The 14,571-nt window shown below is 41.8% G+C and carries 17 protein-coding genes and 1 tRNA gene; 7 read left to right on the forward strand and 11 right to left on the reverse strand.

The window, feature by feature from the left end; all coding sequences use genetic code 11:
* Nucleotides 1–92: 92 nt before the first annotated feature.
* The 8 genes from pepF to SINDD18_RS05820 form a co-directional block, all read right to left on the reverse strand.
* A complete protein-coding gene (gene pepF, locus SINDD18_RS05785; protein ID WP_061863425.1) occupies nucleotides 93–1,889 on the reverse strand; it encodes an oligoendopeptidase F in 1,797 nt (598 codons plus the stop codon).
* A 10-nt stretch (nucleotides 1,890–1,899) separates the two neighbouring features.
* Nucleotides 1,900–2,643, reverse strand: a complete 744-nt coding sequence (locus SINDD18_RS05790; protein WP_060955233.1) for a 16S rRNA (uracil(1498)-N(3))-methyltransferase — start codon at nucleotides 2,641–2,643, stop codon at nucleotides 1,900–1,902.
* 1 nt (nucleotide 2,644) lies between these two features.
* On the reverse strand, nucleotides 2,645–3,595 hold the full coding sequence (gene prmA, locus SINDD18_RS05795; RefSeq protein WP_153014431.1) for a 50S ribosomal protein L11 methyltransferase: 951 nt from the start codon (nucleotides 3,593–3,595) through the stop codon (nucleotides 2,645–2,647).
* 137 nt (nucleotides 3,596–3,732) lie between these two features.
* Entirely contained in the window at nucleotides 3,733–4,206 is a 474-nt protein-coding gene (locus SINDD18_RS05800) for a GNAT family N-acetyltransferase (RefSeq protein WP_061863427.1), read from the reverse strand.
* Nucleotides 4,203–4,637 carry an NUDIX hydrolase gene (locus SINDD18_RS05805; protein WP_061863428.1) on the reverse strand — a complete coding sequence of 145 codons (435 nt, stop codon included), beginning with the start codon at nucleotides 4,635–4,637 and terminating at the stop codon, nucleotides 4,203–4,205. Before SINDD18_RS05805 ends, SINDD18_RS05800 begins: the two co-directional genes overlap by 4 nt.
* Before the next feature lie 49 nt (nucleotides 4,638–4,686).
* The gene (locus tag SINDD18_RS05810; RefSeq protein WP_061863429.1) at nucleotides 4,687–5,229 is read right to left on the reverse strand and encodes a hypothetical protein; all 543 of its coding nucleotides are present in this window, start codon (nucleotides 5,227–5,229) and stop codon (nucleotides 4,687–4,689) included.
* A gap of 23 nt (nucleotides 5,230–5,252) precedes the next feature.
* On the reverse strand, nucleotides 5,253–6,332 hold the full coding sequence (locus tag SINDD18_RS05815; RefSeq protein ID WP_061863430.1) for a site-2 protease family protein: 1,080 nt from the start codon (nucleotides 6,330–6,332) through the stop codon (nucleotides 5,253–5,255).
* Nucleotides 6,333–6,350: 18 nt separating this feature from the next.
* Entirely contained in the window at nucleotides 6,351–6,821 is a 471-nt protein-coding gene (locus SINDD18_RS05820) for a DUF3013 family protein (RefSeq protein ID WP_061863431.1), read from the reverse strand.
* A 115-nt stretch (nucleotides 6,822–6,936) separates the two neighbouring features.
* Between SINDD18_RS05820 and SINDD18_RS05825 the strand changes: the two genes are divergently transcribed.
* From SINDD18_RS05825 to SINDD18_RS05850, 6 genes are all read left to right on the forward strand, one after another.
* A complete protein-coding gene (locus SINDD18_RS05825) occupies nucleotides 6,937–8,208 on the forward strand; it encodes a replication-associated recombination protein A (protein ID WP_061863432.1) in 1,272 nt (423 codons plus the stop codon).
* A 262-nt stretch (nucleotides 8,209–8,470) separates the two neighbouring features.
* Nucleotides 8,471–8,543, forward strand: a tRNA-Lys gene (locus SINDD18_RS05830).
* A gap of 215 nt (nucleotides 8,544–8,758) precedes the next feature.
* Nucleotides 8,759–9,190 (forward strand): Rrf2 family transcriptional regulator, encoded by a 432-nt coding sequence (locus SINDD18_RS05835; RefSeq protein WP_061863433.1) that lies wholly within the window; start codon nucleotides 8,759–8,761, stop codon nucleotides 9,188–9,190.
* Between the two features lie 75 nt (nucleotides 9,191–9,265).
* Nucleotides 9,266–10,270: an NADP-dependent oxidoreductase gene (locus SINDD18_RS05840; RefSeq protein WP_061863434.1), complete on the forward strand. Its 1,005-nt coding sequence runs from the start codon at nucleotides 9,266–9,268 to the stop codon at nucleotides 10,268–10,270.
* A gap of 13 nt (nucleotides 10,271–10,283) precedes the next feature.
* Nucleotides 10,284–11,120 carry an alpha/beta fold hydrolase gene (locus SINDD18_RS05845; RefSeq protein WP_061863435.1) on the forward strand — a complete coding sequence of 279 codons (837 nt, stop codon included), beginning with the start codon at nucleotides 10,284–10,286 and terminating at the stop codon, nucleotides 11,118–11,120.
* A gap of 1 nt (nucleotide 11,121) precedes the next feature.
* Nucleotides 11,122–11,997: an SDR family NAD(P)-dependent oxidoreductase gene (locus SINDD18_RS05850; RefSeq protein WP_061863436.1), complete on the forward strand. Its 876-nt coding sequence runs from the start codon at nucleotides 11,122–11,124 to the stop codon at nucleotides 11,995–11,997.
* A 169-nt stretch (nucleotides 11,998–12,166) separates the two neighbouring features.
* Here SINDD18_RS05850 and SINDD18_RS05855 read toward each other — a convergent pair whose 3' ends face one another.
* The gene (locus tag SINDD18_RS05855) at nucleotides 12,167–12,826 is read right to left on the reverse strand and encodes a hypothetical protein (RefSeq protein WP_061863437.1); all 660 of its coding nucleotides are present in this window, start codon (nucleotides 12,824–12,826) and stop codon (nucleotides 12,167–12,169) included.
* 237 nt (nucleotides 12,827–13,063) lie between these two features.
* Here SINDD18_RS05855 and SINDD18_RS05860 point away from each other — a divergent pair, with 237 nt between their 5' ends.
* Nucleotides 13,064–13,597, forward strand: coding sequence for a hypothetical protein (locus SINDD18_RS05860; protein ID WP_061863438.1), 534 nt, complete (start codon nucleotides 13,064–13,066; stop codon nucleotides 13,595–13,597).
* Between the two features lie 40 nt (nucleotides 13,598–13,637).
* On the opposite strand, the gene SINDD18_RS05865 is transcribed toward SINDD18_RS05860, so the two are convergent.
* A complete protein-coding gene (locus SINDD18_RS05865) occupies nucleotides 13,638–14,114 on the reverse strand; it encodes a hypothetical protein (protein ID WP_061863439.1) in 477 nt (158 codons plus the stop codon).
* A gap of 34 nt (nucleotides 14,115–14,148) precedes the next feature.
* Nucleotides 14,149–14,571: hypothetical protein (locus SINDD18_RS11375; RefSeq protein ID WP_241497355.1), on the reverse strand; the 423-nt coding region annotated here is incomplete at its 5' end.

Genomic DNA, 14,571 nt, shown 5'->3' on the forward strand with positions numbered 1-14,571 from the left:
CATTCTGAAGACAAAGTCTTCAGTAAACTTTATTAAATAAATGTCATTCTAAAATCTCAACAATATAACTCTATTGTTGCACTTTTATGATTTTATTCTCCCAACTGGGCACTGTAGTTGATAATTTGGTCAACTGTATCAGACAAGAATTGGATGGTATCACGGAGTGGTTTATCCGTTGAGATATCGGCTCCGATAATCATAGCTGATTCAAGTGGTGTTTTGCTACCACCTGATTTGAGGAGATTGAGCCAGTCTCTAGCTCCATTCTCAGAGTTTTTAAGATGAAGGTAACCAGCAGTCGAGATGACAAGTCCTGCTGAATAGGTATAACTATACAAGCCCATGTAATAGTGAGCTTGGCGCATCCAAGTCAGTGCTGCATCATCATCAATCTCAATAGCATCTCCCCAGAAATCCGTCAAGACTTCTTTCATAATACTGTTGAGTTTGCTTGCCCCAAAGGTTTCTCCTTCTTCAATCAGTGTATAAACCTTACGTTGGAAGGCTGCTTCCAAGAGGTGGGTGATAAAGTTATGGAAGTAGGTATCTGTCAAGCGGTGAGCAAGAGCGAATCGTTTCTGACGTGGATCATCAGACTGGTGTTCCAAGTAATCACTTAAAAGCAATTCATTGAAGGTTGACGGTGCTTCGACATAGTAGGTAGACATGTGAGCATTGAAGTAACTTTGGTGATTGTCAGAAAAGATGAATTGACCAGAGTGACCAATTTCATGAATCAAGGTATAAACATCGCTCAAACGACCTGTCCAGCTCATGAGAACATAAGGATGCACACGGTAGGGATCAGCTGCATAGCCACCAGAATCCTTACCACTATTAGCAGCAAAGTCCACCCAGCGTTCTTCTTGATAGCGAGCAACTTCTTGACTGTATTCTTGACCCAAAGGTTCTACCGACTTCATAACCAAATCGTAGGCATCATCAATAGTCACTTCAGGATTCAGAGCACTGTCCAAGTCCAATTTCCAGTCCGCAAAGGTCATCTTCTCAAGACCATTGACCTTGGCAACATGCTTGAGGTATCTCTGAGCGACTGGCGCAAAGTCCTTCATGATGAGGTCAATCTGGCGATCAAACATGGAACGATCTACTTCTTGCTCAGCTAAAAGATAGTCAAATACTGAGTCGTACCCCTTCATATCTGCCAAGAGTTTTTCAGACTTGACTTGGGCTAGATAGGCTGCCGCAGCCGTATTTTGGTGCTTACGAAGTCCTTCTGAAAAGGAACGGAAGGATTTCTCACGAACTTCAGCATCCTCGTGATTTTGGTAGAAATTTTCATAGGTCACAAAGCTATTTTTGTAAGTCTTCCCATGGGCTTCAAAGTCAGCCATTTCAAAGTCGCCAGCTCGCATCTTAGTATAGATATCCTGTGGACTATAGAAAACTTCACCCAGATTAGTCAAGGCCTTCTCCACATCAGCCCCAAGATAGTGGGCTTTTTTGATTTTCGCCTGACGAATAGCCGACGTCAAATGTGGTAAGTTACCCAAACGGTCCAAGACTTCCTCATCTGCAGCCACTAAGGCATCATCAAAGAAGGTTAAGGCGACACTGGCATCTGTCTCAAAGTCCATTCCAGCTTGGGCGATATTGGCATAATCTTCATTACCATAGTCTGTCGTCTGAGGCATAAAGGCGTAATTACCGATATGGCTCATCTGGATATAGATTTGCTCCAATTCTGCAAAGGCCTTTTCAAAATCTTCAAAAGTGTGAAGATTATCCTTGTAGTCACGGCTAAATTGATTGATGTCTTCACGCGCCTTCTCAATCGCACGCAAGAAATCCTCGCGGTCTTGGTATAGGGCTGTTAAGTCCCAAAGTTCCTTTTCAGGAAATTCTGAACGGTGTTTTTGTTCCATCTTTTTCCTCTTATTTCTCTAATTCTAATAAAACACTAAGGGCTGACAGGGCATAAAGCGGTGCTGTTTCTGCTCGCAAAATACGAGGACCAAGACCTGCCAAGACTGCTCCTTTAGCTTCAAAACTCTCGATTTCTGCAGGTGAGAGACCACCTTCTGGACCAAAGATAAAGAGCAATTTAGCTCCTTTTTCCAGTCCAGCAACTGCTTGTATAAGTGCGGCTGATTCTCCTTCTTTAGCCGACTCTTCATAAGCCACCACGATGCGATCAAACTGGCTCAGTTGTGCTAGAAAGTCTGCCTTTTTCTCAAAAAGCGTAATACTTGGGACAAAGTTGCGCTTGCTTTGCTCGGCTGCTCCAAGGGCGATTTTTTCTAGTTTCTCGACTTTTTTCCCTAGTTTTTTACCGTCCCATTTAGCAACTGACCAGTCTGCAGGGAAGGCCCAAATCTGACTGGCACCTAGTTCCGTCACCTTTTGAGTGATAAACTCCAACTTATCTCCCTTGGGAAAACCAGATGCGATAGTCACTTGGACTGGCAGTTCCACATTGTCATCCAATTCCTCAACCAGCTCAAACTGACGCGCCTCCACATTGACCACGCGCGCCAAACGCTTAATGCCATCATCAAATACTAAAGCGACCTCATCATCTTCTTTCAGGCGCATAACCTGAAACATGTGCTTGCTGGTCTCCTTGTCCTCGATGGTGACAGGAGAGACTGCACTGCCCTTGACAAAATACTGTTGCATACTAGCCTCCAATTACACCAGAGATATCCTTGGTCTTCTTGAAGACACAGGCATTCCATTCCCCTTGAATCATATGGGTTTCAAGGAAAAATCCAGCTGACTCGGCTGACTCACGCACCATGTCCCACTTGTCCTTGATAATGCCACTCATGATGAGATAGCCTTCATCCTTGACCAAGCGATAAGCATCCTCCGTCAGATGAATGAGGATATCCGCCAAGATGTTGGCCACGATGACGTCTGCCTCAATCTCCACGCCTTTAAGCAAATCGCCTGGGGCTACATGGATGTTTTCCATACCAGGATTGAGCACAATATTTTCCTGAGCGACGCGAACCGCCACGTCATCTAGGTCATAGGCAAAGATTTCCTTAGCGCCAAGAAGAGAACTAGCAATAGAAAGAACACCAGAACCAGTCCCTACATCTAGTACTGTTTCGCCGCCACGAAGAACCTGCTCCAAGGCAAAAAGGCTCATCTTGGTTGTTGGGTGGGTCCCTGTCCCAAAGGCCATACCAGGATCTAGCTTGATAATCTTCTCGCCAGTTGTCGCCTCATAGTCCGTCCATGACGGCACGATAGTCAAGTCATGAGTGATACGAGCTGGCTCATAATATTTCTTCCAGTTGTCAGCCCAGTCTTCCTCAGCCAAGGCAGTCGTGCCAATCTTGACTTCTCCTAAGTCCATAAAGTCTGTCAATTCTGCAAGACGCGCCTGCAAATCCGTTTCAACAGCTGCTACATCAACTGTGTCAGGGTAGTAGGCAGTCACCACGATTTCTTCCTGTTGCTCGACTTCTGGGAAAATCTCACCGAAACGGTCGACATTGCCCACATAGTCCATGCTATCTTCAATTGCTACCCCTTGGGCACCTAACTCAATCAAGAGGTTGGAAACCAACTCCTCTCCCTCACGCTTCACTGTAACTTTTAACTCTTGCCATGTTTCCATCATTAAGATACCAAGCCCGTAAAACACAAAGCCAGAATAGGAAACTCTCTGAAGACGCTTGTGTCTAAGAGAAGTTTATCTTTTTGGCGCAGTGTTTAGGGCGGGTTCAGTTTAGAAATTTAACCGAACCATCCTTTCTATTTCTCTATCAATTTTTTCATGTAGACCATATCCATGCCTTCTTTTTCAGGCTCGATATGAGTTTGACGATAGCCGTTTTTCTCGTAAAAAGCAACCATGCCTGTATCCTGTAACACCGTACACAAATCCCATTGTGTGATGGTTGGAAATTCTTTTTCCAGTAAGCTTAAACCTTTAGATCCATACCCTTTTCCTTGATACTGAGGCAAAATCGCTGCTGTTCCCAACCAAGCTTTCGTTAACTCGGCATTTGTCTGAACTCGTAAAAATCCGATGTTTTCTTCATCTTCTTTTACAAAGTAGTAATAGCTATTGGGACGCTCAACTAATTTCCACTTGATTCGTTCGCGGTCCTCGAGATAAGGGTCATATTCATCATGGTATTTTTCATAGACAGCCTTAAAGCTAGCTCTTTGAATCGCAATAATGGTTTCTAAATCCTCTGCTCCTGCTCTCTCAAGCCTTATCATAAACTTTCCTCCAAATAATCCCTCAATCTCCCCTGGAGCTGAGGTACTGCCTGTTTAGAAGTGAGAAATTCTTCAACGGGCATCAGCTTATAAGCCTGACCTTCATCTCCAAAGGTGATATTGTCAAATTGTTCTTGTCTTAGCGGACCAACCATAAAGACCGATTGCTTGTCTTCAAAGATTACGCTAGGATAAATCTTGCTCCAAAGCAGACAGTCTTCATCTAAATGAATTCCCAGTTCCTCATAAACTTCACGCGCTGCGCACTCGAAAGGACTTTCGTTTCCTTCACGACCACCACCTGGCAACTCCCACATGTTGGGACAAGGGATATCGTCCTTGTCATCACGTAAGATAGTCAAGACCTTATCCCCACAAATCAAGGCAATCTTGCAACCTTGGAAATCCATTCTGCTATCCAATAATTCCATGATATTTACTCTTTTCTATGATAACAATTACTCTCTAGGAAAATACGAGCTAGCTTTCTTCGATTACTTTTTGGCACTCTGCATCCCAGTATGCTTGCCATCTGCCATGTTTTTTAGCAAAATAAACCGTAAACTCATCATTTACATAATCTGCAACATAGCGAAGATTAGGCGGATTTTCCTCAAAACTTAATACCCAAGGATGGAAGTAAAAAGTTTTCTCCCACCTCTTCTGAGTATAGCCCAAATCCTTGGCAAACTGAGGGATGGGTTGTTGCATCTCGCTTTCCAAACAAGACTGAATGACATTGTCAATACTATTTAAACGAGCTAATAGTTGTTGAAACTGCTCTTCTTCCTCCGTCTTAAAACCAATTAGAAATTCAAATTCCGAAAAGTCTTCAGGAAATTCAAGTTCTGTGACTGTACCATCTTCTGCATAACGCCCCTCCTCATCGACAAGGCGACGAGTTCCAGACTTCAACACTCTCTCGAAATCTAGATCCGCAAAGCGATTTCGGGGAAGAAACGACTCACGTTCTTGAGATTCTTGGAATTTCTTACTAAATAACCGCTTAAATTTCTGAAGCATCGGACAGCTCCCTTTTCTATTTCTCATCTCACCTGAGTCTCTTCTTCCTGTATGGCTTGTTCCAACTCATCTAACCACTGCTGGTAGTAGGATTTCTCATCCCGCAGCATTCGGCTGCTATTCATTTTCTGTCTAGCAATCTTCATAGCCTTGTGAGTTTGAACTACATCTTTCTTTACCTTAAATTGATACCAAGCTTGAATGACCTGCATATCTGCTGTTTTTAGAGATAAAAAGGATTTGACTCCTCGAATGCTTGCATATTCTTCCGCTTTCTTATTATCTCCTTCCAACAAGGAGACTTGAAGAAGGTATAGCTGAGAAATTGTTTTAATCATTGAGTTATCTGTATTTTCAAGTAAAGTTTGCAAGTGCTTTTTTGCCAACTCAAGCTTCCCCTCCATGATAAAAACTAATCCCTGTAGTGCTGATACACTACCAACAAAGCTCCCTTTTGCATCCTCAGGAACTGGTTGAACAAAGTCTTTCAAATCATATTCTTGAGGAGCCAGCAAAGTTTGAGCAGAATGTCTCAATACCAAGTAGGCGTATTTGGTATTTTCAGGGTGTTGTCTCAATTCCCAAATTTTCGCTCCATCGGTGATACCGACTGGCAAAGCATTGTTTAGGAAGAAAGACAAATTCAAAAAAATCCAAGTACCAGCAAAATACCAACTTCTTGTCAAAAATCCAAACAATATCGCCAATAACATCAAGCTGATATGAACTAGCAAGCCTCCTGAAAGCATCAGGATGATTCTTTGATCACTTTCATCTTCTTTCAATCCAATATACTGAGCACCAACATTTTTTATAACTGCTGTTCGACTAAGATGAAATCTGTCTGACTTTTTAACCAAAAGAAAGTTGCCTAGTCCAAAAGCTACTAGCCTATAGCCTGTCAAGTAACCACAAAAGGCATGTCCCAGCTCATGAAGAATAAAGATCACATACATGCTTAGAAGAGCGAAGGCATAACCAAAAGTAAAGGCTAAAACTGCTGAATACCCCAACTCTGCAAATGCGATAGTTCCACAAGCAAAAGCTAGCATAATAAAGACAAAAGCTAGCACATAAACCAAATACGTCCCAATTTTCTTCATAAAATCTCCAACCAACTCCTAATATCTTGGATAAGGGTAAAATTCTCCTTCTTCCAAACCGACTTTCCCTTCTTCAAAGACTTCTTGGTTCCATTCCATGACGAATTCTTCTGCTTCTGGGTCTTCCAAAAAGTCCATGAGGGAATCTAGTCCAACCTCTGCAGTATCTTTAAGAAATAGCGCAAAATAAGCTAAAAATTCACGAGAAAAACCTTTCTTCGGTAGGTAAGGGATGACCGTGAGATAGTCTTCTTCATTAACTGTTGACTTGGCAGGATTGTAAAAAAGTACCGCTTCTTCAAAAAGGATATCATCTGACGAAACCTCGCCGTCTTCATCTAACATCTCCACCCCAGCAGCATTTTGTGCTTCTAATAGAAAACTCACTTCAACCGCATGATTGCGCTTGTCCCAGCTAATCTCATAATCAAAAGGAAAGTTCTTGTCCAACTCTTCTTGTAAAACATCTAAAAATCCATATGTTGCCATTTTGTCCTCTTTCTATACGACTCTTCAATCGCCCCGAATACTCGGAAATATGCTAAAATAGATACTACCATCTTACCACATTCGTATCAGAAAATCCATGTTAGAAAGGGCTGCTATGCCAGACAATCTCGCGCTTCGTATGCGCCCCAAAACCATCGACCAGGTCATCGGTCAGGAGCATCTAGTTGGACCAGGCAAGATTATCCGCCGTATGGTGGAAGCCAATCGCCTATCCTCTATGATCCTCTACGGACCTCCAGGCATCGGAAAAACCAGTATCGCTTCGGCCATCGCTGGAACGACCAAGTATGCTTTTCGGACCTTCAATGCGACAGTTGATAGTAAAAAACGCCTCCAAGAAATCGCTGAAGAAGCTAAATTCTCAGGTGGCCTTGTACTGCTACTAGACGAGATTCATCGTCTTGACAAGACTAAACAAGATTTTCTCCTTCCTCTCTTGGAAAGTGGTCTAGTCATCATGATCGGGGCGACAACTGAAAATCCTTTCTTTTCTGTCACTCCAGCCATCCGCAGTCGTGTTCAGATTTTTGAGTTGGAACCCTTGTCTAACCAAGATGTTAAAGAAGCCATTCAAATCGCCCTGACTGACCCTGAAAGAGGTTTTGATTTCCCAGTTGAGTTAGATGATGATGCCCTTGATTTTATCGCAACATCTACCAATGGAGATCTCCGTTCTGCCTTTAACTCGCTGGATTTAGCAGTGCTCTCCACTCCAGAAAATGATGACGGTGTCCGTCACATCACGCTCGACATCATGGAAAATAGTCTTCAGAGAAGCTACATCACTATGGACAAGGATGGAGACGGACACTATGATGTTCTATCTGCCCTGCAAAAATCCATCCGTGGATCCGATGTCGATGCTAGTCTCCACTATGCTGCTCGCTTGATAGAAGCAGGTGACCTTCCTAGCCTAGCTCGTCGTTTGACTGTGATTGCTTATGAAGATATTGGCTTAGCCAATCCCGAAGCTCAGATTCATACCGTAACTGCTTTGGATGCTGCGCAAAGAATCGGCTTCCCAGAAGCTCGCATCCTCATCGCCAATGTCGTCATTGATCTGGCTCTTTCCCCCAAGTCAAACTCAGCCTACGTGGCTATAGATAAGGCCTTGGCTGACCTTAAAACATCGGGGCATCTGCCGATTCCACGTCACTTGCGAGATGGACATTATAGCGGTAGCAAGGAATTAGGTAACGCCCAAAATTATCTCTATCCACATAATTATCCTGGTCACTGGGTCAAGCAAGAATACCTACCAGAAAAAATCCGTGACCATCACTACTTTTCTCCAGAAGATAGTGGAAAATACGAACGGGCCCTGGCTCAACGCAAGGAAACCATTGATAAATTACGAAACTCGTGAAATCCTTTTCAAAAATTTTAATTTTCCCTTGATTTTTTTTGAAAAAGTGGTATCATATAATCATAGAAACGCTGTGGTGTACGACTTCACATTTAAGTGTTGACCGACTATTTTTTGTATTATTAGGGAAACAAAAGTCTTCTAACAGCATGTAGGCCGTCTCACACGGAAACAGCTTCAGTTAGAGCGAGTTGCCCACCTGCTTAATTGCGCGGGTTCAATACAAACCGTGAAGTTTCGGCACCAATACAGCTTTTTATTTGCCTCCTTAGCTCAGTTGGTAGAGCAGTAGACTCTTAATCTATGGGTCGCAGGTTCGAGCCCTGCAGGGGGCATATAAACAACAGGAAAAAGCCTTGAAATCAAGGCTTTTTTGTTGTTCTAAAGTAGGTTTATCCCCCATTTTTTTATGAACTGCCTTTCCAGACATCTCTAATCTGATGACACTCTTCAAAAAAATTTTAAAAATTTAAAACAGAAGTCTTGCTTTTCTTTTTATTTGTGTTATACTTGTTCCTGTATTAGATACAAGTTATCTAAAGGAGTTCATATGGATACAAAATTTTCAGTAGCCTTGCATATCCTAACTATGATTAGTGAAAGCAAGGATACCTTAAGTTCACAAGCACTGGCTGAGAGCGTCGGGACCAACGCTAGTTATATTCGTAAGGTGATTGCCTTATTGAAAAACGCTGGCCTGATTACTTCCCATCAAGGAAAAACAGGCTATCAACTCAGTAAGTCCCCAAAGGACATCACCTTACTTGAAATTTATTTTGCAACACAAGAAGTCAGCCACATCAGCCTATTTCCCGTTCATCAAAATAGCAATCCCGATTGCCCAGTAGGGGAACATATCCAAGCTGCCGTTTCACCACTATTTGCTAGCGCTGAAGCTCAACTTGAGAAGGAACTAGCCCACCAAACCTTAGAAGATGTCATTAACAATCTTTATAAAGAAGCCAAACAAAAACGAAACTGATTTGCATGCAGATCAGTTTTAAAAGACTATACTTGTATCTTTATCAGATACAACAAAAAGAGAAAAGAGAAGACAATGAAAGCCGCACAACACACTACTTATAACAAAAACAATATCACACTGAACATCACAGAAATCGCAAAACCAAGTATCACAGACAAAGAAGTTTTGGTCAAAGTCACCACTGCTGGGGTCAACCCTCTCGATAACATGATTTCCCGAGGAGAAGTCAAGATGATTGTCCCGTACAAACTCCCACAAACTGCTGGAAATGAAGTGGTCGGTATCATTGAAGAGACCGGTAGACAAGTCAAAAATCTCAAAGTCGGAGACCGAGTTTTTGGACGTCTCCCACTCGAGCATATTGGTGCTTTTGCCGAGTATGTTGCCGTAGACAGTGCGGCCTTAGCCAAGGTTCCAGACTATCTGTCAGACGAGGAAGCCGCTGCCGTTCCTTTGACTGCCTTGACTATCATGCAAGCTTTAGAACTCATGGGAGCTCAAGCTGGCAAAACCATCTTTATCTCTGGTGGTACAGGCGGTGTCGGCGGGATGGCCATTCCGATTGCTAAGGCTAAAGGTTTGAAGGTCATTACCAATGGGGCTGGAGATAGTGCTGAGCGTGTATTGAACCTAGGAGCAGACCGCTTTATCGATTACAAAACAGAGGATTATACAAAAACTGTTAGCCAGGTTGATTATGTCCTCGATACCCTTGGTGGCTCTGAAACTGAAAAACAAATGTCTATCATGAAAAAAGGTGGTCAGCTTGTTTCCCTCCGTGCTATGCCAAATGGTGACTTTGCCAAACGGATGAACCTGCCAAAATGGAAACAGATCCTACTTGGACTAGCCGGTCGCACATTTGATAAGATGGCTGACAAATACGGCGTTCACTACCATTTTATCTTTGTAGAAAGCAATGGCGCTCAATTACAAGAGGTAGCTGACCTCTTTAGCAAATTAGAAATCAAGCCATCTATCGATACAGTCTATCCATTTGAAGAGGTGAATAGCGCCTTAGACAAGGTCGCTAATGGTCGCTCACGTGGAAAAACAGTCCTCAGCTTTAAGAAATAAAAAGGAAAACACAATGTCATATCTTACAACTAAAAATCAATACATCACTGTCGACAGGAACAAAATCGCCTATCGCGAACTCAGCAAAGGCAAATCAAAACTACCTCTTCTGATGCTGGTCCATTTGGCAGCAACCCTCGACAACTGGGATCCAAAACTCTTGGACTTGATTGCTGAAAAGCACCATGTGATTGTGGTCGACCTTCCTGGTGTCGGTGCTAGTCAAGGAAAAGTGGCCCCAACCATTCCTGGAATGGCTGAGCAGACGTTTGCCTTTATAGAAGCCCTTGGTTACGATAAGATCAACCTCCTAGGCCTTTCTATGGGAGGTATGATTGCCCAAGAAATGGTCCGAATTAAGCCTGATTTGATCAACCGTCTCATCTTGGCAGGAACAGGACCTCGAGGAGGAAAAGAGGTTGATAAGGTCACAGGAAAAACATTTAACTATATGTTTAAAGCTGGACTCGAACGCATCGATCCTAAACGCTATATCTTCTATAACCATGATGAACAAGGAAAAATCGAAGCCTTGAAAGTTCTCGGACGAATGGGAATGCGAACCAAGGAATTTGCGGACAAAGACATGAGTGTGCCTGGTTTCTTGAATCAACTCAAAGCCATTAAACGTTGGGGGAAAGATTCTCAAGACGACCTAAGATTTATCACCCAACCAACCTTAATCGTCAATGGGGACAAGGATATGCAGGTTCCAACGGAAAATTCTTATGATATGCATGAGAAAATAAAAGATAGTAAGCTTATCATTTATCCAAATGCTGGTCACGGTTCGATTTTCCAATATGCAGAAGAGTTTTCAAAAGAACTCATTGCTTTCTTGGAGGATTAATATGGTCAAAACCATTCTAATAACAGGTGCTACGGATGGCATTGGAAAGCACTTGGCAAAGAAACTGGCCAGTGAAGGCCATCAGGTCATTCTTCATGGGCGTAATCCTCAAAAACTGGAATTGGCGCTTCAAGAGGTTCGGGCCGTTTCCTTGAGAGGTAGAGTTTCTAGCTACTTGGCAGATTTTTCAAAATTAGATGATGTTTATCGATTTGTGGAGGAAATCAAGCGAGACTTTCAAAGGATCGATGTCTTGTTTAACAACGCAGGACTGTATGCAGGAAAAGAACGAAAAGCAAGTGCTGAAAATGCCGAGTTGACTTTTATGTTATCCGTTCTGGTTCCCTATGTATTAACAACTGAGCTAAGTCCCTTGTTAGAAAAAGCGGCTGACGGCCGTGTCATTAATACCTCTTCCTATATGCATCATTTTGCCAAGGTCAAGGATTTGGATTTTGGATTTGAGAACAACTACAATCCCGTATTGGCCTATAATAATTCCAAACTTTATACCATCTGGATGACACTCTATCTAGCAAGAGATTTCTTTTTAAAAGGTTCAAATATCAGCATCAATTCTTACCATCCGGGCTTGATTTCAACTAACTTAGGGAATAATTCTAGTGATGAAAAAACGAAAAAGTCTCTCTTCGGACGCCTGATGAAATCTCTCTCAAAAGATCTAGATCAGGGGATTGAAACAGGTTATTATCTCACCTTATCAGAGAAAGTCAGGGGCTTGACTGGCTACTACTTTGATGAAAAGAAAGTGAAGTCGGTATCTGAAAAAGGCTACTCATTTGAAAAAGCACAAGATTTAATCAATTACTGCAATGATAAAATTGAGTTGTTTCAAAAAAAGTCCAAAATACCTTAACATTATTATGACCCAATTGCTTAGCAAAAATAATATCAAAACTTATCTATTGCTAAAAACATTTACCCCGCTTTTTTGGCAACTATTTCTTAATGAAGATAGGAAAAGCCTTGAAATCAAGGCTTTTTTGTTGTTCTAAGTATTTAGGGCCATCCCAAAGGATAGATGCTCAATTGTCCACTTCTTCCTTAAATCGTACTTTTCCTTGGCTATATAATCGCATAATCTTCACAAAGCGAACCGGATTGTTTTGGTTATACAAAAGAAATACTGAAAAGAATAACAAGCCAGCAAACCACAAACCATAGCTTTCATCACCAATCGGTTGACCAAATTTTAGTGGAAAAAGCAGTAAATACAAAAAATAATAGATGGACACTATATTTAATGCAAAGCGGGCAAATCGAAAAGGTAAAGCAGACAGTTGTCTAGGATCAAACTGATTTTTTACAAACAAATTATGAGATGCGGCATAGTAAAAGACTTTCTCTGTCGTCGGCTGTGCTTTGCGAACATTTTTATAAAGTGCTCGTTCAAGTAAAGCAACCAACGAGAAAAACTGCATCAACCAAAATAGAAAAATACAAGCTAGACTAAACCAGTTATAAACACCAATAAACTTGAGGGAAAAGAAGCCCGAGATTGCAGGCCCACCTGCTAGTAAGAGAATTACCAAGTCAGGAATAAAAGAATTCGTGTCACCAGCTTTTTCAGTATTGAGCAACCTACTCTTTGGAGCAGCTAGAGCCTCTCCTGTTTTTTGGTCATAATAGACCGCTTGTCCATCACATTCGCCGATAAAGACACGACGGCGTCCGAGAAAAAACATACTTACCTCTTTCTATTTATGAAAACAAGTCTTCAAATTTTGGAATTTTATTATCCTAGTATACCATAAACCAACTTACTAGGTCATAGAATAGCTAAGAGCTACATCCTGCTAAAAGGTTGACAGAACTTCGCTCCATAGGATATGATGGGAATACCTAGAATCTTAACTCTGCACGATTTTTACTCCTTCTACTGAAAAAGCGTTGGTGAGTTCAATTCTATATTTGGAGGTTTTATGAAAATCTATTATTCAAAATTTGTCGGTGGTGGCTATCTACTCTTTGCATCGGGTGTATTCTTTCAATTTTTCTTTTTCCTCGCGCATGGGTTGATCGACTTTTCCCAGCTTAGTCTTCTCACTGTGGTTCCAACCATCCTCTTTTTCGCTGCTATCTATTCAACGATTGCAGGTATCAAAAGACTTTCTAGTCGTAGGCTCTCCTTTGAATTCACCTTTGAAGGTATTTATGTCTATCCCGGGTTATTCTTCTCAAAAGAAATCTTCATCCCAAAAGAAGAATTGTTGCGAGCATCATATGTTGAAGTGGATGTCAGTGACCCCGACCATGTCAACAGCAAGGCTTACTATTTAGACTTCGATCTGAGAGAGGTGACCCAGCTAGAAGATATCTCTAAGTCAAACGTCATCATCGATACAAGTGTTCTGATATTGCGTCTCGCCCTTAGCCTCTGTCGATTTAGAGAGGAAGAAAAAGCCGAGTTGGCGACCTATCTAAAAGAAAACTACGGCATTGATTTCTTATATTAGAAAGCAATAAAAAAGCCCTGATGTAGGGCTTTTTGTATTGTTAGCGATTCACCACTTGCGCTTCAAAGTGGGCTGGTTTGTCATCTACATTTGTTACGGTAATGGTGTAGGGCTTGCTTTTGGTTACATCAAAAACTTTTTCACCTAGATAGGTGACCACAATCCCATCTTCTACCAACTGAATATCCTGTTGATTGTTGGGAAGCTCAGTATCATTTCCTAACTGGATGATTTTATTTTCTGTTACTTCAAAATACAGGCCACTGAATTGTTCAGACCAAACATTTCTTCCAGATAATTTGATTTTTTGATTATCCTTCTTTTCTAAAATCAATTCTGAACTATACTCTAGTTGGTCTGCACGAGGACGGACACGTATTTCAACACTTTGCCCAGGTTGCAGAATGTAATTGTAGGTATTTTTGACCCTAAAATAGAAGAGGACACCTCCTACCAGGAGCACAGTAAGCAATAGACTACAACCCAGGTTCCAATTTGCTTGTTTTGCTGAAGACATCTTCTCCTCCTTATTTGCTTTCTTATAGCTGGTCCTATCTGTTGGGTATTGTCTCAGCTTCTGTGAATTTTCGACGCTCACCTGACCACTTGATACAGAGTAATAACACTATAAAACGAAGAACTAGATAAAACAGACGGACAGTCTTCATCTTGCCAAGAACATGCAGGAAATCTTTGCGTGCTTGGTCGATTTCCTGAGTTAACTCCTCAACGGTCTTTCCTGTTTTTTCTTCTACTAGGTTAGCATTGTCAACTGTTAGGTAATATTTGCTATCTACCGTTGAAAAATAAGCATTCGTTAATGCTCCATCTATGGGAAATGAAATCTCGTAATTGTTTGTATCAGGAGCCGGACTGTATGTAGCGAAGACCTGCTCGCCAGATTTTGAAGGGTAGGCACTTATCTTAGTAGTTTTATAGTCTAAATGCATGAGTCCGTTCAAGGCAGGCGTAGT

This window comes from Streptococcus infantis (genome assembly GCF_001579645.1).
GTDB lineage: Bacteria > Bacillota > Bacilli > Lactobacillales > Streptococcaceae > Streptococcus > Streptococcus infantis_E.

Bases quoted from the DNA above. Each gene is read 5' to 3' on its own strand.
- pepF (WP_061863425.1), bottom strand. From the start codon at position 1,889: ATGGAACAAAAACACCGTTCAGAATTTCCTGAAAAGGAACTTTGGGAC.
- SINDD18_RS05790 (WP_060955233.1), bottom strand. From the start codon at position 2,643: ATGCAACAGTATTTTGTCAAGGGCAGTGCAGTCTCTCCTGTCACCATC.
- prmA (WP_153014431.1), bottom strand. From the start codon at position 3,595: ATGGAAACATGGCAAGAGTTAAAAGTTACAGTGAAGCGTGAGGGAGAG.
- SINDD18_RS05800 (WP_061863427.1), bottom strand. From the start codon at position 4,206: ATGATAAGGCTTGAGAGAGCAGGAGCAGAGGATTTAGAAACCATTATT.
- SINDD18_RS05805 (WP_061863428.1), bottom strand. From the start codon at position 4,637: ATGGAATTATTGGATAGCAGAATGGATTTCCAAGGTTGCAAGATTGCC.
- SINDD18_RS05810 (WP_061863429.1), bottom strand. From the start codon at position 5,229: ATGCTTCAGAAATTTAAGCGGTTATTTAGTAAGAAATTCCAAGAATCT.
- SINDD18_RS05815 (WP_061863430.1), bottom strand. From the start codon at position 6,332: ATGAAGAAAATTGGGACGTATTTGGTTTATGTGCTAGCTTTTGTCTTT.
- SINDD18_RS05820 (WP_061863431.1), bottom strand. From the start codon at position 6,821: ATGGCAACATATGGATTTTTAGATGTTTTACAAGAAGAGTTGGACAAG.
- SINDD18_RS05825 (WP_061863432.1), top strand. From the start codon at position 6,937: ATGCCAGACAATCTCGCGCTTCGTATGCGCCCCAAAACCATCGACCAG.
- SINDD18_RS05835 (WP_061863433.1), top strand. From the start codon at position 8,759: ATGGATACAAAATTTTCAGTAGCCTTGCATATCCTAACTATGATTAGT.
- SINDD18_RS05840 (WP_061863434.1), top strand. From the start codon at position 9,266: ATGAAAGCCGCACAACACACTACTTATAACAAAAACAATATCACACTG.
- SINDD18_RS05845 (WP_061863435.1), top strand. From the start codon at position 10,284: ATGTCATATCTTACAACTAAAAATCAATACATCACTGTCGACAGGAAC.
- SINDD18_RS05850 (WP_061863436.1), top strand. From the start codon at position 11,122: ATGGTCAAAACCATTCTAATAACAGGTGCTACGGATGGCATTGGAAAG.
- SINDD18_RS05855 (WP_061863437.1), bottom strand. From the start codon at position 12,826: ATGTTTTTTCTCGGACGCCGTCGTGTCTTTATCGGCGAATGTGATGGA.
- SINDD18_RS05860 (WP_061863438.1), top strand. From the start codon at position 13,064: ATGAAAATCTATTATTCAAAATTTGTCGGTGGTGGCTATCTACTCTTT.
- SINDD18_RS05865 (WP_061863439.1), bottom strand. From the start codon at position 14,114: ATGTCTTCAGCAAAACAAGCAAATTGGAACCTGGGTTGTAGTCTATTG.